The organism is Streptomyces sp. NPDC007164 (assembly GCF_040634135.1).
In the GTDB taxonomy this organism is placed as follows: domain Bacteria; phylum Actinomycetota; class Actinomycetes; order Streptomycetales; family Streptomycetaceae; genus Streptomyces; species Streptomyces sanglieri.
On the sequence record NZ_JBEYFB010000001.1, the window covers coordinates 537381 to 560061 of the forward strand.

Genomic DNA, 22681 nt, shown 5'->3' on the forward strand with positions numbered 1-22681 from the left:
GCCGCTCCGCGCCGGTCGCAAGTCGTTACCCGAGTGGACTGAACCAATCCGCTCTGCCGACGGTCAGTACTGGAGGGGGCACCGAGCCACCGGGATCCAGGGGGAGCCCAGATGTCCGTACGAGACGCACGCCTCCGGTCACGGCCGGAACGCCGCCGAGGGCGCCTGCTCGTCGCCGCCGCCGTCCCGGTGGCGCTGCTCTGTGCCGCCGCCGTGCTGGGGCCGCGGGAGAGCACCGGCGCCGAGGGGAAGGCGTCCGCGCCGTCCGCGTCCGGGAGTTCGCCGGGCACCGGCACGTTCACCGTCGCCGCTGCTCCCGACGCCGGCGGGCACAAGGGGAAGGGCGCGGGGGCGGGCGGGAGCAAGGACTTGGCGTACCGGGTCGAGGTGGAGGACGGATCGGGCGTCGACCCGGACCGGGCCGCCGCCGAGATCGCCCGGATCCTGGCCGCGCCACGCGGCTGGTCGCACCACGGCGAGCACACCTTCCGCCGGGTCTCCGAAGGACCGGCCGGGCTCGTCGTCCGGATCGCCACGCCGGAGACCACCGACGCCATCTGCGGCAAGAGCGGCCTCGACACCCACGGCGAGGTCAACTGCCGGGTCGGCGCCGACGTCATGGTCAACCTCAAGCGCTGGCAGCGGGGATCGCCCGAGTTCCACGGCCCGCTCGCCGAGTACCGGGCCCTGATCATCAATCACGAGGTCGGCCACTGGCTGGGCCACGGCCACGAGACCTGCCCGGGCAAGGGCCGCCCCGCCCCCGCGATGATGCAGCAGATATACGGGCTGAAGGGGTGCGTCTCCAACGCCTGGCCGTACGACGCCGAGGGCCGATATCTGAGCGGCCCGCAGGTGCCGTGAGCCTGCCAGGTGCCGTGGGTCAGCCAGGTGCCGTGGGTCAGCCAGGTGCCGTGAGCCTGCCAGGTGCCGTGAGCCTGCCAGGTGCCGTGACGCGACCCGCCGTGCGTACGTATCAGCCGTACGCCCCGGCCCTGCGCGCCAGCCGTACGTAACAGCCGTACGTAACAGCCGTACGTAACAGCCGTACGTATCAGCTGCGGCGGAAGACCAGGCGCCCGCCGAGCACCGTCGCCGTGCAGCGCCCGGCGCCCTCGGTCCGCAGCGCCGCCAGGTCCGGTACGTCGAACACCGCCAGGTCCGCGGGCCCGCCGACGGTCAGCGCCGCCGCGAACGCGTCGGCCGGCTCAGGTACGGACGCCAGCGGGTCGAGCGACGCCGCTTCCGGCGCCGGGCCGGGGGCGTGGACGCGCAGCCCCGAGCGGGCGACCGCGGTACGGACGGCGGGGCGGGTGAACGGGCCCCGCACGGCGGTCGTGCCGTGCCGCAGCATCCGTTGCAGTCCGCGCCGGGCGCTCGCGCCCCAGCGGGCGTCGTCCATGCCGAGTGCGGTGAGCGCGTCGCCGGTGAGCGGTTCGGTGCCGTGCTCGTCGGCCTCGCGCGGGTCCGGGTGGTAGGCGGCCTCCAGCAGCGCCGGGGCCGCCGCGTTCAGCAGCCCGGGAGTGATCAGCCCGGACCAGCGCCTGACCCTGGCCCGCGGGCGGGCGGCGGTCAGCTCCGCGTACCGGCCGACGGCGACGACCGCGCCGCCGTCCACGGCCACGGAGTCCGCCCCGTCCGGGGCACCGATGACCGCGTCGGCGGCATGAACCGTCAGCAAGGCGGCCTCAGTTGGTGCTGAGGAGCTTCAGCTCCGGGTGGGCCGTGCCGCCGTCGATCGCCGTGGACGAGATGTGCGAGACCACGCGCTCGTCGACCGGGTCGTTCGCCGGGTCGTCGTGGACGATGAGGTGCTCGTACGTGGTGGCGCGCTGGGCCGGCACCCGGTCCGCCTTGCGGATCAGGTCGATGATCTCCAGGCGGTTGGAGCGGTGCTTGGCACCGGCCGAGGAGACGACGTTCTCCTCCAGCATGATCGAGCCGAGGTCGTCGGCGCCGTAGTGCAGCGACAGCTGGCCGACCTCCTTGCCGGTGGTCAGCCAGGAGCCCTGGATGTGGGCGACGTTGTCCAGGAAGATCCGGGCGATGGCGATCATCCGCAGGTACTCGAAGAGCGTGGCCTGCGTCTGGCCCTTCAGCTTGTTGTTCTCCGGCTGGTACGTGTACGGGATGAACGCGCGGAAGCCGCCCGTCCGGTCCTGTACGTCGCGGATCATCCGCAGGTGCTCGATGCGCTCGGCGTTGGTCTCGCCGGTGCCCATCAGCATGGTGGAGGTGGACTCGACACCGAGGCGGTGCGCCGCCTCCATGATCTCCAGCCAGCGCTCGCCGGACTCCTTGAGCGGGGCGATCGCCTTGCGCGGCCGGGCCGGCAGCAGCTCGGCGCCGGCCCCCGCGAAGGAGTCGAGACCGGCGGTGTGGATGCGCTGGATGGCCTCCTCTGCGGAGACCTTGGAGATCCGGGCCATGTGCTCGATCTCGGAGGCGCCCAGCGAGTGGATGACCAGCTGCGGGAACGCCTTCTTGATCGCGGAGAAGTGCTCCTCGTAGTACTCGACGCCGTAGTCCGGGTGGTGCCCGCCCTGGAACATGATCTGCGTGCCGCCGAGCTCGACGGTCTCCGCGCAGCGGCGCAGGATGTCGTCGAGGTCGCGCGTCCAGCCCTTGGCGGTGTCCTTCGGCGCGGCGTAGAAGGCGCAGAACTTGCAGGCCGTGACACAGACGTTCGTGTAGTTGATGTTGCGCTCGATGATGTACGTCGCGATGTGCTCCGTACCGGCGTAACGGCGTCGGCGTACGGCGTCGGCGGCCGCGCCCAGTGCGTGCAGCGGCGCCGAACGGTAGAGGTCGAGCGCCTCCTCCGGAGAGATCCGACCGCCCTCGGCGGCTCGGTCGAGGATGGGCTGAAGGTCGGCCTTCTCGGTCACCGGGCTGTCACCTTTCGGCGGTTTTTCAACGGATCTACGGACCGGTTCAGCGTACGCCAGCCCCTTCCGGGGTCAGCCGCCGGACCTGGTGAGCGTGGCGTACGGCAGGCCCGCGCCCCGCTCCTCGGACCGGAAACTCAGGGTGCCGTCGGAGGTCAGGGTGAAGTGGACGTCGGTGGTGGTGGAGGTGCACAGGGCCGGGGTGCTGGGCCGGTCCGGGTCGACGCGTTCGTGGAGGGTGAGTTCCTCGGCGGTGCCGGAGGTGAGGCTGGCGACGCTGTTGCAGCTGACGGTGGTTCCGAGGCCGCTGATCTCGGTGTTCATCCGGACCACGTCCGTGCCCTTCTTCCCTGCGGTGAAGACGGCGGTGAGGGTGCCGTGCGGCGCCCCGGTGGTCTTCTCGGTGGCCGGGCCCTTCCAGGTGCCGATGAACTCCTTCGGCAGCTCGGCGATCTGCTCCGGGGCCGCGGTCCCGGAGTCCGCGGGCTGCGACGGCCGGCCGGACCCGGTGGCGGCGGGCGGGGTGCTGCCGACGTTGCCGTGGTCGGCGTTGTTCTGACTGCCGCCGCCCGGCATCAGGTCGAAGATGAACGCACTGCCCACGGTCACCGCGGCGAGCGCGCCCGCCACCGCGAGGGCGACGGTGCAGCTGAGCCGCCGGCCGCGGTTCGCGTCCGGCCGGGCCGGGCCGGAGTCCGCGCTGACGGTGACGGAGAAATGCGGGTCGGACGCGCGTTGCCCCGGCAGCCCGAAGGGCCCGGTCCGCGGCGGCGGTCCGAACGCCCCCGATGTCCTGGCCGACTGGGCCGCGCCGGCGGTCGCGGGCCACGAGGGCAGTACGCCCGGGTGGGACAGCCGGGTCGGGTCGTGCGTGGGGAAGGGCTCGGCCGGTGATCCGAACCCACCGCCCAGGCCCCCGGATCCGCTCGGACCGTTGCCCCCGCCGGCCCCGTCCCCACTCCATTCCGCGCCGCTGAACGGCACCGGCCCCGACTGCACCGGTGCGTCCTGCGGCTCCAGGTCCAGGAGCGCGACCGCGGCCCGGCTGACCTCGCGCACCAGCGGCCCGGGCAGCCAGCCGGCCGCCACCAGCGCGGCGGCCCCGCCCGGCGCCAGCCGCCGGGCCAGCTCCATGGGCGTGGGCCGGTCCTCGGGCTCCTTCGCCAGGCACCCGGCGACCAGCTCCCGCAGGTCCCCCTCCAACTCCCCCAGCTCGGGCTCCTCGTGCACCACCTTGTAGAGGAGTACGGCGGAGGAGTCGCCGAGGAAGGGGGCGGTACCGGTCGCCGCGTACGCGAGCACCGCGCCGAGCGAGAAGACGTCGGCCGCGCCCGAGATGTCGACGCCCCGGATCTGCTCCGGCGCCATGTAGCCGGGCGAACCGACCGAGACCCCGGTGGAGGTGAGCGAGGCGGTGGCGCCGATGGCGTGGGCGATGCCGAAGTCGATCAGCCGGGGGCCGTCCAGGGCCAGCAGCACGTTGGACGGCTTCACATCACGGTGGATGAGGCCCTGTCCGTGCACCGCGGCCAGCGCCTCCCCGAGTCCGGCGCCCAGCGTCCGTACCGCGTTCTCGGGCAGCGGGCCGTGCTCGGCGACGGCGGCGGAGAGCGCGGGGCCGGCCACGTAACCGGTGGCGACCCACGGAATGGGCGCGTCCGGGTCGGCGTCCAGCACCGGGGCCGTCCACTGCGCGCCGATCCGCCGGGCCGCGTCCACCTCCCGCCGGAAACGCGCGCGGAACTGCTCGTCCAGCGCGAAATGGGGGTGCACGACCTTGACCGCGACGGTGCGTCCGCCCGCGCTGCGCCCCAGATAGACCCGGCCCATGCCGCCCGCACCGAGCCTGCCGAGCAATCGGTAGGCACCGATGGTCAGCGGTTCGCCGGCTTCCAGCGGCTGCATATGGACACTCCCCCTGTGGACCGGCCTGACCTCCGACCGAAGCCTAGGGGGCGAAGGTCATCGGGTCACAGAGGAAACCATCCGCCTATTTCGCCCCTATGGGAACGAACAACGGCTTTCGACACAACAAAAGGCGTGAATGCGTCGTTCACCCGAGCGATTCCCGGGCCGGCCGGGATGCCCGGGGGCCCCGTCCAGGAATCGGCTATTCGACGCGTATTAACCCGAATCGAGACCTCCCGGCAGAAGCGCATAGCGAGAAGCCGCGGGAGATACGGCGGGGGGATACGGCGGGGGATACGACGGAAGATACGGCGGGAGAAGGCGCGGGAAGGGATAAGCGATCCCGAAAGGTACGGGATTCACCTATCCCGGTCCATTCCCGCGCCGGGCGCACGCCCGGCGCCAGGCGCCCCCGCGACCCGGGACCGGCGACCCGAGCCCGCGCTCCGCACCCCGCGCTCCGCACCCGACGGGCCTCAGCCGCCGAGCAGTTCGACCTTCACGTCGGCCGGGAAGCCGGTCGTCGGACCGATCCGGCGCGCGAACTCCCGCACGCCCGCCAGCTGGTCCGGTCCGAAGCGGAAGTCCAGGGTCGTGAAGTACCGCTCCAGCACCTCCGAGTCGAAGGCCTCCCAGCGCGCCGCCTGCTCCGCGACCTTGGTGACCTCCTCCAGGGAGAGGTCCCGCGAGGCCAGGAACGCCTCGTGCACCTTGCCCACCCGCTCGGGCTCGGCCGCCAGGTAGTCCTTGCGGGCCGCCCAGACCGCGAAGACGAACGGCAGCCCGGTCCATTCCTTCCACATCTGCCCCAGGTCGTGGACCTGGAGGCCGAGCCGGGGCGCGTCGTGCAGGTTGGCGCGCAGCGCGGCGTCGCCGATCAGCACGGCGGCGTCCGCCTCCTGCATCATCAGGCCGAGGTCCGGCGGGCAGGTGTAGTAGTCCGGGCTGACCCCGTACCGCTCGGCGAGCAGCAGTTGGGCGAGCCGGACGGAGGTGCGCGAGGTCGAGCCGAGGGCCACCCGGGCCCGGTCGAGCTGGTCCAGCGGCACCTGCGACACGATCACGCACGACATGACGGGCCCGTCGCAGCCCACCGCGATGTCGGGGAAGGCGACCAGGTCGTCGGCGTTGCGCAGGTACTCGACCAGGGTGACGGGGCCGATGTCCAGATCGCCCCTGATCAGCTGCTCGCTGAGCTTCTCCGGGGAGTCCTTGGAGAGCTCCAGGTCGAGCAGGGTTCCGGTACGCGCCAGTCCCCAGTAGAGGGGAAGGCAGTTCAGGAACTGGATGTGGCCGACGCGCGGCCGGCTGCGACGGTCGTCGCCTGCGGCGGTTGAGACGATTGAATTGTCCACATCGCGAGGCTAGACCCGTGGCGCGATCCGGAGGGCACCGGGGGCGCGAGGCACATCCGATCTCACTCCCGGGGCGCCCCGGAGGAGCCCTCGGGCCCCCTTCGTACGCCCGGAAGTCACCCCCACGACACCGTCCCGTACGCCCACTTCGTCAGCTCATCAGCGCGGCAATCAAACATCCGAGTGAAGTGATCTTTCCCTCTACCCTTCGATACACGCTGCGTGCTAGGCTCGACGCAAGTTGCAGTTTGGTTTCCCTTGCAGTACAGAGCCTGCGGAGCATGTAACCCGCAGGCTTTTGTAGTTTTCAGACTTCTTTGCAGGTTCTGGAGCAGGGCAACCCTTTGGCCCAAGGAGGGCTTATGGCTACCGGAACCGTCAAGTGGTTCAACGCTGAAAAGGGCTTCGGCTTCATCGCCCAGGACGGCGGCGGCCCGGATGTCTTCGTCCACTACTCCGCGATCAACGCGTCCGGGTTCCGCTCCCTCGAGGAGAACCAGGTCGTGAACTTCGACGTCACTCAGGGACCCAAGGGTCCGCAGGCTGAGAACGTCACCCCGGCCTAGTTGCCCGGGTCGGCCGATCGCGGCCGGCTAGTAGTACCCAAGGAGCCCCGCTCCTCCGCTTCGGCGGGGAACGGGGCTCCTGCCATTTCCACCCCCCTTTCCACCCCCTTTTCCGTTCCTCCCCCTCTCCCCCGCTCCCCTTTTCCTTCCGGTGCCGGCCCGCGGGACGGCGGCGCTTGACCTTGACACCGTGTGAGGCGGTGGGCTGGGAGACATCATGTTCACCATCGGAGACTTCGCCCGGTACGGACGGGTATCGGCCCGGATGCTGCGTCACTACGACGCCATCGGGCTGCTGCGCCCGGACCGTACCGACCCCGCCACCGGCTACCGCTTCTACGGAGCCGCCCAACTCGCCCGCCTCAACCGCGTCATCGCCCTCAAGGATCTCGGCTTCACGCTCCAGCAGGTGCGGGCCATCCTCGACAAGCAGGTGGGGCCGGAGGAGCTGCGCGGGATGCTGCGGCTGCGCCGGGCGGAGTTGGAGGAGGCCATGAGGGCGGCGGCCGCGAGGCTGACGCAGGTCGAGGCGAGGCTCCGGTCGATCGAGAGCGAGGGAAGCATGTCCATGGACGATGTCGTCGTCAAGAATGTCGCCGCGGTACGGGTCGCCGAACTGACCGGCACCGCGGCCGGCTTCGAACCGGAGGACATCACTCCGGTGATCGGCCCACTGTACGACCGGCTGTTCCCGCTGCTGGGCGAGGCGGGTGTCGTTCCGAGCGGTCCCGGGATCGCGCACTACGAGGACGCCCCGGAGGGCGGCGGCTCGGTCGTCGTCCACGCGGGGGTCACGGTGTCCGCCCCGGTGGGCCCGCTGGGCGACACCGGAATCACGGTGGTCGAACTGCCCCCCTTCGAGGCGGCGACCGTCGTCCACCGGGGTTCGATGGACAGCGTGCTGCCGACGGCGCAGACCCTGGCCCGCTGGATCGACGCCAACGGCTACCGGTCCGCGGGGTATGCCCGGGAGATCAGCCTGGAGTGCCCCGAGGACCGGGAGCAGTGGGTGACGGAGCTCCAGGAGCCGGTCGCCCAGGTCTGACCCGCTCCGGACACCCGTGGCCGGCGGAGAACGTGACACCCGATACCTGGAGTGTCACGTTCTCCGCCACCCCTGGGCCGGCAGGCCAGCACACCTAGTGCCCTCCGCCGGGCCCCGCCCACAGCCCGTCGTCCGTCAGCCCCAGCAGGTCGATCGCGTTGCGGCGCACGATCCGGTCCACCACATCGGCGTCCAGATGCCCCATCTGCGCCTCGCCGACCTCGCGCGACTTGGGCCAGGTGGAGTCGGAGTGCGGGTAGTCCGTCTCGTAGAGGACGTTCCCGACACCGATGGAGTCCAGGTTCTTCAGCCCGAAGGCGTCGTCGAAGAAGCAGCCGAAGACATGCTCGGAGAACAGCTCCGACGGCGGGCGGTGGACCTTGTCGGCGACGCCGCCCCAGGCCCGGTTCTCCTCCCACACCACGTCGGCGCGCTCCAGGATGTACGGGATCCAGCCGATCTGTCCCTCCGCGTACATGATCCGGAGGTTCGGGAACCTTTCGAACTTGCCGCTCATCAGCCAGTCGACCATCGAGAAGCAGCAGTTGGCGAAGGTGATGGTGGATCCGACAGCGGGCGGGGCGTCCGCCGAGGTGGACGGCATCTTCGAGGACGAGCCGATGTGCATGGCGATCACCGTCCCGGTCTCGTCACAGGCCCGCAGGAACGGATCCCACTCGTCCGTGTGAATCGAGGGCAGTCCGAGGTGCGGGGGTATCTCGGAGAACGCCACCGCGCGCACCCCGCGCGCCGCGTTGCGCCGCACTTCGGCCGCGGCCAGCTCCGCGTCCCAGAGCGGGATCAGGGTGAGCGGGACGAGCCGGCCGTGCGCCTCGGGGCCGCACCACTCCTCGACCATCCAGTCGTTGTACGCGCGCACTCCGAGCAGCCCCAGCTCGCGGTCCTTCGCTTCGGTGAAGGTCTGGCCGCAGAAGCGCGGGAAGGTGGGGAAGCAGAGCGCGGACTGGACGTGGTTGACGTCCATGTCGGCGAGCCGCTCGGGAACCGAGAACGAACCTGGACGCATCCGCTCGTAGGTGATGATCTCCAGCTTGATCTCGTCCCGGTCGTAGCCGACCGCGGTGTCGAGCCGGGTGAGCGGGCGGTGCAGGTCCTCGTACACCCACCAGTCGCCGATCGGCCCGTCGTCACCCTTCGCACCCATCACGGGCGCGAACTTCCCGCCCATGAAGGTCATTTCCTTGAGCGGTGCGCGGACGATCCGGGGGCCGCGGTCGAGGTACCTGGACGGGAGCCGGTCCCGCCAGACATGAGGGGGCTCCACCGTGTGGTCGTCCACCGAGATGATCTTCGGGAAGGTCTCCATGCATACCACCGTAGCGCCGATCTGACGAACCGTCAGCTATCCGGACCGGACCCCGTTCGGTATTCGTTGTCGAGGGCTTGTGCAGAGAGTCACCCACTGCTGACGTGCCACCCAAGACAAGGCAGACTGTTGAGCGCGATACCAGCGGTACCGACCAATCCGGATCCCCCCGCCCCGGACGGCACATGGGCGGGCAATCCAGGCGGGCAGCATCAAGCACGATGGGCAGCACAGGCGGGGCGAGCAGGGCAGGGGGCGGCAATGGACCGTGACATCGGGCCACACGTGCGTGTTCCGGAGCAGCGCGCTCCACAACAGCGGTCGGCGGACGGCGTCGATCTGCGTTTCTCCGTACTCGGTCCGGTACGGGCATGGCGGGACGGCGAAGCGCTGTCGTCCGGCTCGCCGCAGCAGCGCGCCCTGCTGGCGGCACTCCTGCTGCGCGGTGGCCGCACGGCCACCGCCTCGGAGCTCATCGACGCGATCTGGGGCGACGAACCGCCCTCCCAGGCGCTCGCCACGATACGTACGTATGCCTCCCGGCTGCGCAAGGTGCTCGACCCGCAGACGCTGGTCAGCGACGCCGGCGGGTACGCGATCCGGGCCGGCCGGGACGCGCTGGACGTGACGGTGGCCCAGGAGCTGGCGGCCGACGCGGACAAGGCGCGGGCCTCCGGCGACCGCTGCCAGGCCCGGACCCTCCTCAACAAGGCGCTCGGGCTGTGGGACGGCGAGGCGCTGGCCTCGGTGCCCGGTCCGTACGCCGAGAACCAGCGCACCCGCCTGGAGGAATGGCGGCTCCAGCTCACCGAGACCCGTCTGGACCTGGACCTGGAGGTCGGCTGCCACGCCGAGGCGGTCTCCGAGCTGACCGCGCTCACGGCCGCGCACCCGCTGCGGGAGCGGCTGCGCGAGCTGCTGATGGTCGCCCTGTACCGCAGCGGCCGCCAGGCCGAGGCGCTGGCCGTGTACGCCGACACCCGCCGGCTGCTCGCCGACGAGCTGGGCGTGGACCCGCGCCCCGAGCTCGCCCAGCTCCAGCAGCGCATCCTGCGCGCCGACGAGGAGCTCGCCCGCCCCGCGGACGAACCGGCCCCCGCCCCGGCCCCGATGCGCCCCGCCCAGCTCCCGGCCACCGTGCCGGACTTCACCGGCCGCGCCTCCTTCGTACGCGAACTGGGCGACCGGCTGGCGACCGCCGAGGGGTCGGTGATGGCCGTCTCGGCGCTGGCCGGGATCGGCGGCGTCGGCAAGACGACCCTCGCCGTGCACGTCGCCCACCGGGCGCGCCGGCACTTCCCGGACGGTCAGCTGTACGTGGACCTCCAGGGCGCGGGAGCGCGGGCGGCGGAGCCGGAGACGGTCCTGGGCGCGTTCCTGCGCGCCCTGGGCACCGCGGACTCGGCGATCCCGGACTCCCTGGACGAGCGCGCCGCGCTGTACCGGTCCACGCTGGACGGCCGCCGCATCCTGGTGCTCCTCGACAACGCCCACGACGCGGCCCAGATCCGCCCGCTCCTGCCCGGCACCGCGGGCTGCGCGGCCCTGGTCACCAGCCGCGTCCGCATGGTCGACCTGGCCGGCGCCCATCTCGTCGACCTGGACGTGATGTCCCCCGAGGAGGCGCTCCAGCTCTTCACCCGCATCGTGGGCGAAGAACGGATCAACTCCGAGCGGGAGGCCGCCCTCGACGTGGTCGCCGCCTGCGGTTTCCTCCCGCTGGCCATCCGCATCGCCGCCTCCCGACTGGCCGCCCGCCGCACCTGGACGGTCTCCGTCCTGGCCGCCAAGCTCGCCGACGAACGCCGCCGTCTCGACGAGCTCCAGGCCGGCGACCTCGCGGTGAAGGCCACCTTCGAACTCGGCTACGGCCAGCTGGAGCCCGCCCAGGCCCGCGCCTTCCGCCTCCTGGGCCTGGCGGACGGCCCGGACATCTCCCTGGCCGCCGCGGCCGCCCTGCTGAACCTGGACGTGCACGACGCGGAGGACCTCCTGGAGGCGCTGGTCGACACCAGCCTCGTGGAGTCCGCGGCGCCCGGCCGGTACCGCTACCACGACCTGGTGCGCCTCTACGCGCGTTCCTGCGCGGAGCGGGGCGAGGAGCCCCTGGAGGAACGGGAGTCGGCGCTGTCGCGGCTGCTGGACTTCTATCTGGCGACGGCGGCGGGGGTGTACGCGCTGGAGCGGCCGGGTGACCGGCTGGTGGACCACCTGAAGCCGACGGGACACGCGGGACTGTCGTTCACCGACCGGCACGACGCCCAGGACTGGCTCTATTCGGAAGCCGGTCCGTTGCTGGCATGCGTGCGCCAGTCCTCCGGTCCTGAAGTGCTCCGCCGGGCGATCGACCTGCTGTGGGCCGCCCTGGATCTCGCCGAGTCCGGCGCGAACTCCAAGCAGTACGAGGCCGCCGCCTCGTTCATGCTGAGTGCCGCCCGCACATGCGACGACCGCCATGCCGAACGGCGCGCCCTGGTCACATTGAGCAACGCCCACCTGGGTGCCGGCCGGTTCGCCCAGGCCGATCAAGAGGCTCTCCAAGTGGTGGAGTTGTCGCACGACGGGCGCGATCCGCTTCCCAACTGCTGGGCGCTCAACCACCTCGGGGTCATCGCCATCTACCAGAGCCGCCACGAGGACGGCGAGAAGTACCTGACTCAGGCGATCGAGGATTTCCGTACCGGCGAGAACCTCCCGGGAGAGGCTTCGGCGCTGTGCAACCTGTCCCGGGTCCACCTGGCCATGGGCCGGACGGCGAGCGCCGTCGCTCTGGCGCGTGAGGGAATCGAGATCTACGAAGGTCTGGGGCACACGCTGCGCGGGGCCAATGCCCGCTACGCACTCGGAATCGCGTTGACCCGGTGCGGAGAGCTCTCCGAGGCGACCGACAGCTTCCTGGAAGCCCTGAAGGTCTTCCGCGACAGCCGTCAGCGGCTCTGGGAAGGAATGACCTTGTTCCGCCTCGCGGAAGCGGATCTGGTGGGTGACAACGCGGCCCAGGCCGCCTCCAAGGCGGAGATGGCGCTGACCGTCCTGCGCGGCATCGGCGGGGAGTGGCGCCGGGGAAACGTACTCACCGTGCTCGGGCACGCCCTCGACGGGATAGGCCAGTCCGGACGGGCCCTGGTCTGCTGGCGCGAAGCCCTCGCGATCTACGACGACCTCGGTTCCGACGAGGCGGCGGGGATCCGCGACCTGCTTGTCCAGGTCTCCCCCGAGCGGGCATGACGCCGGCCGGGCCCGGTCGTTCATCGTTCGTTTATCGCCGGACGGCAAGCTCGTGTCTGTCGATCCGTCGTGTCGGGGGGCAGACGGGGCGATGAGCGGCCAAACCATTAGGGTGAGCGGCCCTGACAGGGGCCCGTCCGGCAGTCCACGGGGGAACAGCTGGGCGGGCCTCTCCAACGCAGCATGCCAGCTACAACGGAGATGACCATCATGGGCGAAAAGAAGAAGACCGACCCGATCATCAAGCCGCAGGACACCCACGCCACCGGCGCTGAGACCGGGTCGGCGACGACCCAGGACACGCACGCCACCGGCGGCGACATCAAGCTCACGGACACCCACGCCACCGGCGGCGACATCAAGCTCATGGACACCCACGCCACGAGCGAGCCGGCCAACTAGGACTTCCGTCGACGGGGGCACGGGGGGCACGGGGGAACGGCCGCGGCGGCGCGGAGGGGGAGCCGTCGCGGCCGTCGTACGTCTGCGGGCGCACAACAGAGGGGCACGAGCCGCCGGCTCGTGCCCCTCTCCGCGTCCACCGCTACAGCCCCCGGACCAGCACCCGGGCCTCGCACAGCTTGCCCATGTCGTCCTCGTCCGAGGTGAAGACCACCGCCCGGCCCGGCTGCCGCCCCGCGATCACCGCGAGGGCGGCGTCGATGGCGTACTTGTGGCCGTGCAGGCCGGTGTCACCCAGCAGCTGAATCGCCTGGTCCGCGACCTCCCTGGTCACGGGTTCGACGACGATCCGGGACATGGCCCAGCTCCACTCCGAACGCCGGACCCGGCTGTGATACGCCTCGATGAGGGTCATCGAACTGGTTACGACCCGGATTCCCGACTGGTGCGCCTTGGCGAGGATGCCAGTCATCGCCCGGTCCCGCAGTACGGCCATGGACAGGGCTTCGCTGTCCAGCACAAACGTCATGTCCACCATCAGGCCGCTTCCGCTCCACCCTGGATGCCGTTTTCCCGCTCCTCGAACCAGACTTCGATCTCGCGCAGCTTCGCGGCAGCCGCCGCCTGCTCCTCCTCGGTGAGCGGCCCGTCCTTCTCCTGCATCCACCCCACCAGCTCCCCCAGCCGGTCGCGCTCGCGCTGGCGCTCTATGGCCCGCGTGACATACGCACTGAACGCACCGGGACCGACCTCGCTGCGGATCTCCTCCGCGAGCTCCTCCGGGAGCGTGACGGTGTACTTCTTGGTTGCCATACCAATCACCATACCTCCGGGCGGGCCCGCCCGACGACCCTCTTCACTCCATGGGGTGATCACGCCACCCCATGGAGTGACCACGCCGGCACGCCCCGCCCCGTCAGTCCCCCGCCCGCCCGCGCAGCTCCCCCTTCGCCACCTTGCCGCTCGCGTTGCGGGGCAGTTCTTCCATGAACTCCACCGCGCGCGGAACCTTGTAGTTGGCCATCTCCCGGCGGGACCAGGCGATCAGGTCGTCGGCGGTCGTCGTCGCGCCTCGCCGCCGCACCACGTACGCCCTGCCGACCTCGCCGAGGCGGGGGTCGGGGACGCCGATGACCGCCACGTCGGCCACGTCCGGGTGCAGGCCGAGGAGTTGCTCTATCTCGGCCGGGTACGCGTTGAAGCCGCCGACTATGAACATGTCCTTGATCCGGTCGGTGATCCGGAGGTTGCCCGCCCCGTCGAGGACGCCCACGTCGCCGGTGTGGAGCCAGCCGTCGGGGGTGATCGCGGCGGCCGTGGTCTCCGGGTCCTCGAAGTAGCCCTGCATCACGTTGAAGCCGCGGACCAGGACCTCGCCGGGGGTGCCGGGGTCGGCCAGGACGCGGATCTCGGTGCCCGGGATCGCCCGGCCGGACGTCGAGGCGATCGTCTCGGCCGGGTCGCCGCGGCGGCACATCGTGACGATGCCGCTCGCCTCGGAGAGGCCGTACGCGGTGAGTACCGTGGCGATGCCCAGCTCCGTGCGCAGGCGTTCCACCAGTTTCAGCGGGACCACCGCCGCGCCCGTCACCACCAGGCGGAGGGCGGAGAGATCGTGGGCGGAGCGTGCGGGGTGGTCCAGGAGGGACTGGTGGAGGGTGGGCGGGCCGGGCAGCACCGAGATGCGTTCGGCGGCGATGTTGGCCAGGGCCGTGTCCACGTTGAAGACCGGCTGCGGGACCATCGTCGCACCCCGCATCAGGCACGCGACGATGCCGGCCTTGTAGCCGAAGGTGTGGAAGAAGGGGTTCACGATCAGATAGCGGTCGCCCTCGCGCAGATCCGCGAGCTCGCTCCAGATCGCGTAGCCGCGCAGGGTCTGGGCATGGGTGATGACCGCGCCCTTGGGCCGGCCCGTGGTGCCCGAGGTGTAGATGATGTCGGAGGGGGCCGAGGAGGCGATCGCGTCGGCCCGGGTACGCACCTCCGCCCCGGACACCTCCTCCCCCGCCGCCAGGAAGTCCTTCCAGGTGACGTAGTCGTCAGGGGCGGCGTCGGCCAGTACCACCACCCGTTCCAGGTGCGGGAGCCGCACCTGGGCCCGGCGCAGCGACGCCACGTACGACGTGCCGAGGAAGGTGCCGGTGACGAAGAGGAGTTTCGCCCGGCTGCGTTGCAGGATGTACGCCGCTTCGATGCCCTTGAAGCGGGTGTTGAGGGGGACGAGGACCGCGCCGGCCGTCACCGCCCCCAGCGCGGAGACGATCCAGTCCAGGGTGTTCGGCGCCCAGACCGCGACCCGGTCCCCCGGTTCCACGCCCGCGGCCATGCAGGCGGCGGCGGCCCGCTCCACACGGTCGCCGAGTTCGGCGTACGAGACCCGGGTGCGGCCCTCGACGACCGCCTCCCGGTCCCCGTACCGTCGCGCCGCCGCCCGGACCAGCCCCGGGATGGTGCCCCACTCCTCGTCGCCGCGCATCGTTCGCCCTCCTGACGCAGTAGCTGACTATCCGTCAGATTAGCTGTAGCCTCAGCCGCTGTCAGCAGTCATGACGGCCTGGGAGGTGGCGGTGACGGCACTCAAGGACGCGACGGCGATAGCCGGCATAGGACAGACGGCCTTCGCGAAACAACTGCCGGAATCCGAGAAGACCTTGGCCTGCCGGGCCATCGTCGCGGCGCTCGACGACGCGGGCATCGCCGCGTCGGAGGTGGACGGATTCGCCTCGTACACGATGGAGGAGACCGACGAGGTGGAGGTCGCCAAGGCCATCGGAGCCGGCGACGTCACCTTCTTCAGCAAGGTGGGGTACGGCGGCGGCGGCTCCTGTGCGACGGTCGCGCACCTCGCCGCCGCCGTGGCGACCGGTCAGGCGAGCGTCGGTGTCGCCTGGCGGTCGCGGAAGCGCGGCTCGGGGCCCCGGCCCTGGAAGAACACCGCTGTGCAACTGCCCACCCCCGCCCAGTGGACCCGCCCGTACGGACTGCTGCGGCCGGCCGACGAGATCGGGATGCTGGCGCGGCGGTACATGCACGAGTACGGGGCGACCCGCGACCATCTCTTCAACGTCGCCCTCGCCTGCCGCAACCGCGCCAACCAGAACCCGGACGCGGTGATGTACGAACGGCCGCTGACCCGCGACATGTATATGACCTCGCGCTGGATCAGCGAGCCGCTCTGCCTCTTCGACAACTGCCTGGAGACGGACGGGGCGCTGGCCTGCGTCATCGTCTCCGCCGAGCGGGCCCGCGACTGCCGGCAGAAGCCCGTCTACCTCCACTCCGTCGCCCAGGGACTGCCCGCCCAGCACCACGGGATGGTCAACTACTGGAACGAGGACCCGCTCACCGGCCCCGCCTGGACGGCCGCGCGGCAGCTGTGGAAGCAGGCCGACTTCGGCCCGGACGACGTGGACGTCGCGCAGATCTACGACGCGTTCACCCCGCTCATCCCGCTCTCGCTGGAGGGGTACGGCTTCTGCGGGCGCGGCGAGGGCGCCGCGTTCACCGAGGGCGGGGCGCTGGAGAGCGGCGGGCGGCTGCCCATCAACACCGGGGGCGGCGGCCTCAGCGAGGGGTACGTGCACGGCTTCAACCTGATCAACGAGGGCGTCAAGCAGCTGCGCGGCGTCTCCACCGCCCAGGTCCCGGACGCCCGGACGTGCCTGGTCACCGCCGGGGAGGGCGTACCCACGTCCGCCCTGCTGCTGAGGAGTTGAGGAGTTGACCGCAATGGATGCCCTGCTGCTGCCCGTCGTGGACGAGGACGGCGCCCCTTTCTGGGAGTACGCGGCGCGCGGTGAACTCCGCGTCCAGGCGTGCGCCGCGCCGGAGTGCGGGCGGCTCCGCTTTCCGCCGCGGCCGTGCTGCCCGCACTGCCAGTCGTTCGAGAGCGAGTGGCGGCCCATGAGCGGACGCGGCCGCATCTGGTCCTACGTACGGCCGCATCCGCCGCTGCTGCCCGCGTACGCCGCGCAGGCCCCGTACAACGCCGTCGTGGTCGAGCTGGCGGACGCCCCGCAGGTCCGGCTGGTCGGGAACGTGGTGAGCGGTCCGGACGCCCCGCTGGACTCGGTCGATCCGGAGCGGCTGCGGATCGGTGCGCCGGTCCGGGCGGTGTTCTGCCCGGCCGGCCCCGGGGTCACGCTGGTGCGCTGGCTGCTGGAGAGGTGAGCCGACGATGGCGCTGCGCACGGAGACGGACAAGGAGACCGGGGTCGCGCTCGTCACCCTCGACCGGCCCGCGAAGCACAACGCGATCGACCTGGCCACGGCCGCGGAACTGGCCGCCGTCTGGCGGGCGTTCCGCTTCGACGACGGGGTGCGGACCGTGGTCCTCACCGGTGCCGGCGGGCGGGCCTTCTGCACCGGGATCGACCGGGGCGTGGAGGTGCCGCAGCCCTCGTCCCCGTACACGATCGACGATCCGCTGCTCACGATCGGGCCGAAGGCGAACGACCTGTGGAAGCCGGTGATCGCGGCCGTGGAGGGGATGGCCTGCGGCGGGGCGTTCTATCTGCTGGGCGAGGCGGAGTTCGTGATCGCGTCCGAGGAGGCGACGTTCTTCGACCCGCACACGACGTACGGCATGGTCAGCGCGTTCGAGGCGATCTCGATGGCGCAGCGGATGCCGTTCGGCGAGGTGGCCCGGATGGCGCTGATGGGGACGGCGGAGCGGGTCTCGGCCCGTCGTGCGTACGAGACCGGGCTGGTCAGCGAGTTGACGGCGCCGGGCGGCGCGGTGGACGCGGCGCTGCGGGCGGCGGGGGTGATCGCCTCGTATCCGACGGGGGCGGTGCAGGGGACGGTGCGGGCGGTGTGGTCCGCGCGGGAGGCCGCCAGGGCGCAGGCCATGGCCCACGCCCCGCACCTCGTCGCACTCGGCAATCTGCCGCCGGAGCAGCAGGCCGAGCTGTTCCGGGGGCGGGGCGCGGGCGGGTTCCGGACGCGCTGACGGGCCGGACGGTGGCTCAGTAGCTCAGCTCGGCATCCACGCGGCAGTTCTTCACCTTGGAGACCTTGCGCGGGTTGTCCATCCGCACGGAGACGGTCTTGGTCTCGCCGCCCTCGGCGTCCACGGTCGCGTCACCGGTGTCGACGGTGCGGCCGGACGCGTCGAGGAAGGTCACGTCGACCTCGTAGGTGTGGGAACCGGTGGCACCGGCGTCGGCGGTGAGCCTGACGGTGGAGGCGGTGACGGCCTTGCGCTTGCCCTTGCGGGGCTGGGCGCAGCGGGAGACATACGCCTCGGGCTCGTCGGACGCCGTGGCGGTCGGGGTCGGCGTGCCGTAGTCGGTGGAGCCGGACGAGCTGCTCGACGAGTCGTAGTCATCGTCGTCGTAGTCACTGCTGTGGTAACCGTTGTTGCTCTTCTTGGAGTTGGAGCAGCCACCGCCGCTGCCGCTCGACCCGTGGCTCTTGCTCTTGCCGCTGCGGCCGCCGTGGCTGGAGGTCGAGAAACCGGTGAGTGCGAGTACCACCACGACCAGTACCGCGGAAAGCTTTATGTGCTGCCGCATCATCGATGCAGCCCCCCTTGTGTTGTTGTCCGTTTCTGCAGTTGTCGAACGACCGTGCGTCACGGTAGCGCAAGGTGGCGAGGGCCAGAGGCCCGGCGTAGCGTCGAGCCGAGAGCGGTGCAGAGCTGTGACGCCGGTCCGCGCACGCGCAGGAGGCCGATGATGATCCGCAACGTCCTCGGCTCGGTCCTCGCTCTCGCCGGAGCGGCGGCCGCCGTGCTGAGCCCCTTCCGTGACTGGTACGACGGTCGTCTCGGGCGTCACTACCGGGTGGACGAGCTGTTCACCGGCATCACGGCCGGCCGGCCCGGGCCGCTGGGTTCGATCCTGGTCGCGTTCCTCTTCGCCGCCCTGCTGGCGGTGGTCGGTGTGGTGCTGCGGTCGCGACTGCTGGTGGCGGCCGCGGGTGTGGTGGTGCTCGGGTTCACCGTGCTGTGGATGGTGCGCCAGGGGGAGTCGGTGGGCAGTCTGACGGTCGCGGGCGACGGTGCCGGGCTGGGGTGGGGAGTGGCCGGGGCGGCGGCGGGCGGGGTGCTGCTGCTGTTGGGCGCGGTGGTGATGTCAGGGCGGCGCGGTGCCGGGCGCCGGTCCGTACGCAAGGGGCACGACCGGCCGTACACGGCACCCGGCTCGGAGAACCCGGACACCTGGCCGCCGACGCAGGAGCCCGGGCCGTCCGTGCAGACGAGCACCCTGCCGGAGCCCGAGCCCGAGCTGTACACGGGGCCGGATCCGGTGCGCCGCCGCCCGGACGCCGCCCCGGACGACCGGGACACGGCTCCGTACCCGGTCGTGCCGGACGAGGGGCCCGGCGAGGGGCCCGGTGAGAGCCCCGGCGAGGGGCCTGACGCGGACCGGCGCCCGCGCGGCTGAGGCACCGCGCGCCGGGTCCGACGGGTCCGACAGGTTCGACGGGTCCAACGGGTCCGATGCGGTCTACGTCCTGGCCCGGCTGCCCGTGCCCGTTCCCTTCAGCGCGTCCAGCGCGTACACGCAGCGGTCCTTGCTGCACGCGTACACGACACCGCCCTGTGCCACCGGCGAACCCGTGATCTCTCCGCCGGTCGCCAGCTTCCAGCGGAGCTGGCCGCCCGCCGCGTCCAGGGTGTACAGGACGTGGTCGGCGGAGCCGAAGTGGACCCGGCCGTCGGCGACCACCGGGGCGCCCACCACCTCGCCGCCCGCCGCGAACCGCCATTTCGGGGTGCCGGTGACCGCGTCGAGCGTGTACAGCGCGCTGCCGCTGCCGACATGGACGTTCCCGGCCGTCACCAGCACCGGTTCGATCGACTGGCGGGACTCCGTGGCGATGCGCCAGCGGTCCTTGCCGGTCGAGGCGTCGAGCGCGTACACCGTGCCCAGGTAGTCGGCGAGGTACACCCCGCCGCCGGTGACGGCGGGGCCGGGCGCGAACGCGGGCGGGGAGAGGAAGACCGCGGGCGACTCGAAGTGCCAGCGCACATGCCCGGACACGTTGTCCACGGCCAGGACCCGGGCCCCCGCGCTGACGTACACGAAGCCGTCCGGCGCCGCGGTCACCCGGACCGGCACCCCGCCGCAGGAGGCCGCGTCGCCGATGGGGTACGACCAGCGCTCGGTGCCGGTACGGGCGTCGACGGCGCGCAGCCGGGCGTCCTGCCAGAGATAGACCGTGCCGTCGTGGATCGCGGGCCCGGCCTCCGCCGTCTCGAAGTCGGTCTGTACGCCGCCGCTCTCCCAGAGCTTCTCGCCCGTGGACGCCTCCCACGCCTGGACGCCGCCGCCCCGGGTGCCGGTGACGACGGTGCCGCGGTCCGCCTTGAGGGAGTACACCCAGGCGTCCGTCTGGAGCCGCCACCGCTCGGCGCCGGTGGTCGCGTCCAGGGCGTACAGGGACGGCCCGTCGGAGGCGTGGATCCGGCCGCCCTCGACGGCCATCACCCAGGCCACGTCGCGGGTCTTGAACTGGCGCCGTCCGTTGCCGACGTCCAGGGCGTGCACCTCGAACGACGTGACATAGAGGAGGTCCCCGGCGACGACGGGCGTGCCCCAGACGTCGTTGGACATCCGGAACCGCCAGGGCCGCCAGCGGTCCGGGCCGGGCGGCTGCTCGGGCGGCTGCGCGGGGCCGGGTACGGGCGCGGTCGGGGCGGAACCGTTCACTCCGGCGGGCGGGCGCACCCAGCCGGTCGCGGGGCCCGCGTCCGCGGTGGCCGTGGAGGTGGCCCGGACGTCCTGGGCCCGCGGGCCGGGGCCGATCGGCACCTTCGCGCCGGGCAGCCGCACCGGACCGCCCGCGTCGGGGGCGGGCACCGGATCGGGGGACTGGGGGCGCGGGTCGGGGGCCTGGGGGCGCGGGTCGGTGGTGCGGCGCCAGCCGGGGTCGATGCCCGGCGGCGGGCCGGGGGGCGGACCGGCGGGCGGACCCGCGGGTGTGGGCCTCCGGCCGCCGCGGCGCTGCTCGATCATCGCGGTGGCGGAGCCCGGCAGCCAGGCGGAGGCCGTACCGCTGTCGTCGCCGCCGGAGGCGAAGAGGTGCGGGGCGAGCTGGGCCTGGAGGTCGGCGGGGGTGGGCCGCAGTGCGGCGTCCATCTGCATGCAGGACTCGATCAGCGGCCGCAGCTCGTCGGGCAGTCCCTCCAGGTCGGGGCCCTCGCGCAGCAGCATGAAGACCGTCTCGACCGGGTTGCCGCCGTGGAACGGCGCGTGGCCGGTGGCGGCGAAGACCAGCGTGGAGCCGAGCGAGAAGACATCGCTGGCGCCGGTGACGCTGCGGGAGTCCCTGGCCTGTTCGGGCGACATGTAGGCGGGCGTGCCCACGGCGACGTTCGTCATGGTCAGCCGGGTGTTGGAGACGCCGGACGCGATCCCGAAGTCGATCACCCGGGGGCCGTCCTCGACGACGAGCACGTTCGACGGCTTCATGTCGCGGTGGACCAGCCCCGCGCCGTGGATCGACTGGAGCGCCTCGGCGATGCCGGCGGCCAGCCAGCGCACCGCCTGGACGGGCATGGGCCCGCACTCGCTCACTATCTCCTCCAGCGAGGGGGCCGGCACATAGGCGGTGGCCAGCCACGGCACGGCGGCACGCGGATCGGCGTCCACCACCGCCGCGGTGTAGAAGCCGCTGACCGCGCGGGCGGCCTCCACCTCGCGTGTGAACCGGACCCGGAACAGCTGGTCCTCGGCGAGCTCCGTACGGACCGTCTTGATCGCCACGCGCCGGCCCGAAGCCGAGCGGGCGAGATAGACCAGCCCCATGCCGCCGGCACCGAGCCGTCCCAGCACCTCGAACGGGCCGATCCGCCTCGGGTCGTGCTGCGTCAGCTGCTCCACCACTTGCCCTGCCACCTCCCCGTACGAGCCTCAGGAACAGAAGCCCGCGAAAACCCGCCCTGTACGGCGTCTCACCACTGGGCACCACCCGGCGGTGCGCACCCCCGATTCTTCCTGGCTGAGGCCCTGGTTGCGAACCCGGGGGCGGATCGGGGTGTCACAGCTCACTCTGCCCCGTTCTTGGACACAGGGGGCTGAAGTACGGCGAACACGGCGCCCTGATCGTCCTGGAGGACGGCCATCCGCCCGTACGGGATGTCGAAGGGCGGTGCGGAGATCCGGCCGCCGAGGCGTACGGCGTTCCCGGCGGTGCGGTTGCAGTCCTCGACGGCGAAGTAGTTCAGGAAGTAGCTGGGCATCTCCGCCGGGAACGCGTCGGTGATGACGCTGCGGCCGCCGACCGCGGTGTCCGGACCGGGCTCGGTGCCCGCCGGGGACCACATGCGGAAGCCGGCGGGAGGGGAGTCGTCGGGGCCCGTGCGGGCGGCATCGGGACCGGAGGCTTCGAGGTCGGTGGCCTGGAAGCCGAAGACCTTCTCGTAGAAGGGGTCCACCCGGTCCTTCTGCCGGGTGTAGACCTCGGTCCAGCAGAAGGAGCCGGGTTCGTTCTGCTTCTGGAAGCCCTCGCGGTCACCGGCCTGCCAGAGCCCGAAGACCGCTCCGCCGGGGTCGGCCGCCTGGGCGAGCGCTCCGGCCCGGCCGGCCCGGACCGGCTCGGTGATCACCTGGCCGCCCGCCTCCCTGATCCGGGCCACGGACGCGGCGATGTCGTCGGTGGCGAAGTAGATCCCCCAGGTGGTGGGCATCCGGCCGTCCTGCTTGGCGGCGAGCGCGGCGACGAGTCTCCCGTCGCTGAAGGCGTCCGCGTACGGCCCCTCACCGGCCCGGAAGGTCCAGCCGAACAGCTCGCCGTAGAAGCGCTTGCCCGCTTCCAGGTCGGGCAGCTGCACATCCACCCAGCACGGCGCGGATCGCGCGAATGCGGCCATGGGCCCGGGTCCTTCCGTTTGCGGCGGTCGTACGGTGCACGCGGCGTTCGAAGTTCGTGGCAGTGACACTCGTCACAGCAAACGTAACCGCGGGTCGCGCGCATCGCGCCCCGACCCGTCTGCATCGAACTCATTTTCG

20 protein-coding genes are annotated in these 22681 nt (G+C 71.8%); 9 read left to right on the forward strand and 11 right to left on the reverse strand.

Going from position 1 to position 22681, the window contains the following annotated elements; genetic code table 11:
• Positions 1–111 precede the first annotated feature (111 nt).
• The gene (locus ABZ622_RS02400; protein WP_360539500.1) at positions 112–864 is read left to right on the forward strand and encodes a DUF3152 domain-containing protein; all 753 of its coding nucleotides are present in this window, start codon (positions 112–114) and stop codon (positions 862–864) included.
• A gap of 190 nt (positions 865–1054) precedes the next feature.
• Here the strand turns inward: ABZ622_RS02400 and ABZ622_RS02405 are convergent, their stop codons facing one another.
• The 4 genes from ABZ622_RS02405 to ABZ622_RS02420 all read right to left on the reverse strand — a co-directional run bounded on the left by ABZ622_RS02405 (position 1055) and on the right by ABZ622_RS02420 (position 6151).
• Complete coding sequence (locus ABZ622_RS02405) at positions 1055–1681, reverse strand: hypothetical protein (RefSeq protein WP_360539502.1); 627 nt, start codon at positions 1679–1681, stop codon at positions 1055–1057.
• A 7-nt stretch (positions 1682–1688) separates the two neighbouring features.
• Positions 1689–2888, reverse strand: a complete 1200-nt coding sequence (mqnC, locus tag ABZ622_RS02410; RefSeq protein ID WP_360539504.1) for a cyclic dehypoxanthinyl futalosine synthase — start codon at positions 2886–2888, stop codon at positions 1689–1691.
• Positions 2889–2960: 72 nt separating this feature from the next.
• Positions 2961–4793, reverse strand: a complete 1833-nt coding sequence (locus tag ABZ622_RS02415; protein WP_360539506.1) for a serine/threonine-protein kinase — start codon at positions 4791–4793, stop codon at positions 2961–2963.
• Positions 4794–5272: 479 nt separating this feature from the next.
• Positions 5273–6151, reverse strand: a complete 879-nt coding sequence (locus ABZ622_RS02420; protein ID WP_360539507.1) for a menaquinone biosynthesis protein — start codon at positions 6149–6151, stop codon at positions 5273–5275.
• Positions 6152–6513: 362 nt separating this feature from the next.
• Between ABZ622_RS02420 and ABZ622_RS02425 the strand changes: the two genes are divergently transcribed.
• Positions 6514–6717: a cold-shock protein gene (locus ABZ622_RS02425; RefSeq protein WP_003967102.1), complete on the forward strand. Its 204-nt coding sequence runs from the start codon at positions 6514–6516 to the stop codon at positions 6715–6717.
• Positions 6718–6934: 217 nt separating this feature from the next.
• A complete protein-coding gene (locus ABZ622_RS02430; protein WP_360539509.1) occupies positions 6935–7762 on the forward strand; it encodes a MerR family transcriptional regulator in 828 nt (275 codons plus the stop codon).
• Between the two features lie 94 nt (positions 7763–7856).
• On the opposite strand, the gene ABZ622_RS02435 is transcribed toward ABZ622_RS02430, so the two are convergent.
• Positions 7857–9089, reverse strand: coding sequence for an amidohydrolase family protein (locus tag ABZ622_RS02435; RefSeq protein ID WP_360539511.1), 1233 nt, complete (start codon positions 9087–9089; stop codon positions 7857–7859).
• Positions 9090–9350: 261 nt separating this feature from the next.
• Here ABZ622_RS02435 and ABZ622_RS02440 point away from each other — a divergent pair, with 261 nt between their 5' ends.
• Both ABZ622_RS02440 and ABZ622_RS02445 read left to right on the forward strand, forming a co-directional pair.
• A complete protein-coding gene (locus ABZ622_RS02440) occupies positions 9351–12317 on the forward strand; it encodes a BTAD domain-containing putative transcriptional regulator (RefSeq protein WP_360539513.1) in 2967 nt (988 codons plus the stop codon).
• A gap of 210 nt (positions 12318–12527) precedes the next feature.
• The gene (locus ABZ622_RS02445; protein WP_360539515.1) at positions 12528–12719 is read left to right on the forward strand and encodes a hypothetical protein; all 192 of its coding nucleotides are present in this window, start codon (positions 12528–12530) and stop codon (positions 12717–12719) included.
• 142 nt (positions 12720–12861) lie between these two features.
• Here ABZ622_RS02445 and ABZ622_RS02450 read toward each other — a convergent pair whose 3' ends face one another.
• The 3 genes from ABZ622_RS02450 to ABZ622_RS02460 form a co-directional block, all read right to left on the reverse strand.
• Positions 12862–13257: a hypothetical protein gene (locus ABZ622_RS02450; RefSeq protein ID WP_360539517.1), complete on the reverse strand. Its 396-nt coding sequence runs from the start codon at positions 13255–13257 to the stop codon at positions 12862–12864.
• Positions 13257–13532, reverse strand: coding sequence for a hypothetical protein (locus tag ABZ622_RS02455; RefSeq protein WP_360539519.1), 276 nt, complete (start codon positions 13530–13532; stop codon positions 13257–13259). Before ABZ622_RS02455 ends, ABZ622_RS02450 begins: the two co-directional genes overlap by 1 nt.
• Before the next feature lie 103 nt (positions 13533–13635).
• Positions 13636–15198 carry a FadD3 family acyl-CoA ligase gene (locus ABZ622_RS02460; RefSeq protein WP_360539521.1) on the reverse strand — a complete coding sequence of 521 codons (1563 nt, stop codon included), beginning with the start codon at positions 15196–15198 and terminating at the stop codon, positions 13636–13638.
• Positions 15199–15289: 91 nt separating this feature from the next.
• Here ABZ622_RS02460 and ABZ622_RS02465 point away from each other — a divergent pair, with 91 nt between their 5' ends.
• From ABZ622_RS02465 to ABZ622_RS02475, 3 genes are read left to right on the forward strand one after another with little or no spacing between them, the layout of a single operon-like run.
• Positions 15290–16438 carry a lipid-transfer protein gene (locus ABZ622_RS02465; RefSeq protein WP_360539523.1) on the forward strand — a complete coding sequence of 383 codons (1149 nt, stop codon included), beginning with the start codon at positions 15290–15292 and terminating at the stop codon, positions 16436–16438.
• A 13-nt stretch (positions 16439–16451) separates the two neighbouring features.
• Positions 16452–16892, forward strand: a complete 441-nt coding sequence (locus tag ABZ622_RS02470) for an OB-fold domain-containing protein (RefSeq protein WP_360540241.1) — start codon at positions 16452–16454, stop codon at positions 16890–16892.
• Between the two features lie 7 nt (positions 16893–16899).
• The gene (locus ABZ622_RS02475) at positions 16900–17673 is read left to right on the forward strand and encodes an enoyl-CoA hydratase/isomerase family protein (RefSeq protein ID WP_360539525.1); all 774 of its coding nucleotides are present in this window, start codon (positions 16900–16902) and stop codon (positions 17671–17673) included.
• Between the two features lie 16 nt (positions 17674–17689).
• On the opposite strand, the gene ABZ622_RS02480 is transcribed toward ABZ622_RS02475, so the two are convergent.
• Positions 17690–18241: a hypothetical protein gene (locus ABZ622_RS02480; RefSeq protein ID WP_360539527.1), complete on the reverse strand. Its 552-nt coding sequence runs from the start codon at positions 18239–18241 to the stop codon at positions 17690–17692.
• A 159-nt stretch (positions 18242–18400) separates the two neighbouring features.
• On the opposite strand from ABZ622_RS02480, the gene ABZ622_RS02485 reads away from it, so the two are divergent.
• Positions 18401–19111 carry a hypothetical protein gene (locus tag ABZ622_RS02485; RefSeq protein WP_360540243.1) on the forward strand — a complete coding sequence of 237 codons (711 nt, stop codon included), beginning with the start codon at positions 18401–18403 and terminating at the stop codon, positions 19109–19111.
• 63 nt (positions 19112–19174) lie between these two features.
• Here ABZ622_RS02485 and ABZ622_RS02490 read toward each other — a convergent pair whose 3' ends face one another.
• Complete coding sequence (locus ABZ622_RS02490) at positions 19175–21553, reverse strand: PQQ-binding-like beta-propeller repeat protein (RefSeq protein ID WP_360540245.1); 2379 nt, start codon at positions 21551–21553, stop codon at positions 19175–19177.
• A 164-nt stretch (positions 21554–21717) separates the two neighbouring features.
• A complete protein-coding gene (locus ABZ622_RS02495) occupies positions 21718–22542 on the reverse strand; it encodes a VOC family protein (protein WP_360539529.1) in 825 nt (274 codons plus the stop codon).
• Positions 22543–22681 lie beyond the last annotated feature (139 nt).

Coding starts and splice junctions, on each gene's coding strand:
- ABZ622_RS02475 (WP_360539525.1), top strand. CDS start 16,900: ATGGCGCTGCGCACGGAGACGGACAAGGAGACCGGGGTCGCGCTCGTC.
- ABZ622_RS02485 (WP_360540243.1), top strand. CDS start 18,401: ATGATCCGCAACGTCCTCGGCTCGGTCCTCGCTCTCGCCGGAGCGGCG.
- ABZ622_RS02460 (WP_360539521.1), bottom strand. CDS start 15,198: ATGCGCGGCGACGAGGAGTGGGGCACCATCCCGGGGCTGGTCCGGGCG.
- ABZ622_RS02435 (WP_360539511.1), bottom strand. CDS start 9,089: ATGGAGACCTTCCCGAAGATCATCTCGGTGGACGACCACACGGTGGAG.
- ABZ622_RS02400 (WP_360539500.1), top strand. CDS start 112: ATGTCCGTACGAGACGCACGCCTCCGGTCACGGCCGGAACGCCGCCGA.
- ABZ622_RS02470 (WP_360540241.1), top strand. CDS start 16,452: ATGGATGCCCTGCTGCTGCCCGTCGTGGACGAGGACGGCGCCCCTTTC.
- ABZ622_RS02430 (WP_360539509.1), top strand. CDS start 6,935: ATGTTCACCATCGGAGACTTCGCCCGGTACGGACGGGTATCGGCCCGG.
- ABZ622_RS02455 (WP_360539519.1), bottom strand. CDS start 13,532: ATGGCAACCAAGAAGTACACCGTCACGCTCCCGGAGGAGCTCGCGGAG.
- ABZ622_RS02440 (WP_360539513.1), top strand. CDS start 9,351: ATGGACCGTGACATCGGGCCACACGTGCGTGTTCCGGAGCAGCGCGCT.
- ABZ622_RS02425 (WP_003967102.1), top strand. CDS start 6,514: ATGGCTACCGGAACCGTCAAGTGGTTCAACGCTGAAAAGGGCTTCGGC.
- ABZ622_RS02415 (WP_360539506.1), bottom strand. CDS start 4,793: ATGCAGCCGCTGGAAGCCGGCGAACCGCTGACCATCGGTGCCTACCGA.
- ABZ622_RS02445 (WP_360539515.1), top strand. CDS start 12,528: ATGGGCGAAAAGAAGAAGACCGACCCGATCATCAAGCCGCAGGACACC.
- ABZ622_RS02450 (WP_360539517.1), bottom strand. CDS start 13,257: ATGGTGGACATGACGTTTGTGCTGGACAGCGAAGCCCTGTCCATGGCC.
- ABZ622_RS02480 (WP_360539527.1), bottom strand. CDS start 18,241: ATGATGCGGCAGCACATAAAGCTTTCCGCGGTACTGGTCGTGGTGGTA.
- ABZ622_RS02495 (WP_360539529.1), bottom strand. CDS start 22,542: ATGGCCGCATTCGCGCGATCCGCGCCGTGCTGGGTGGATGTGCAGCTG.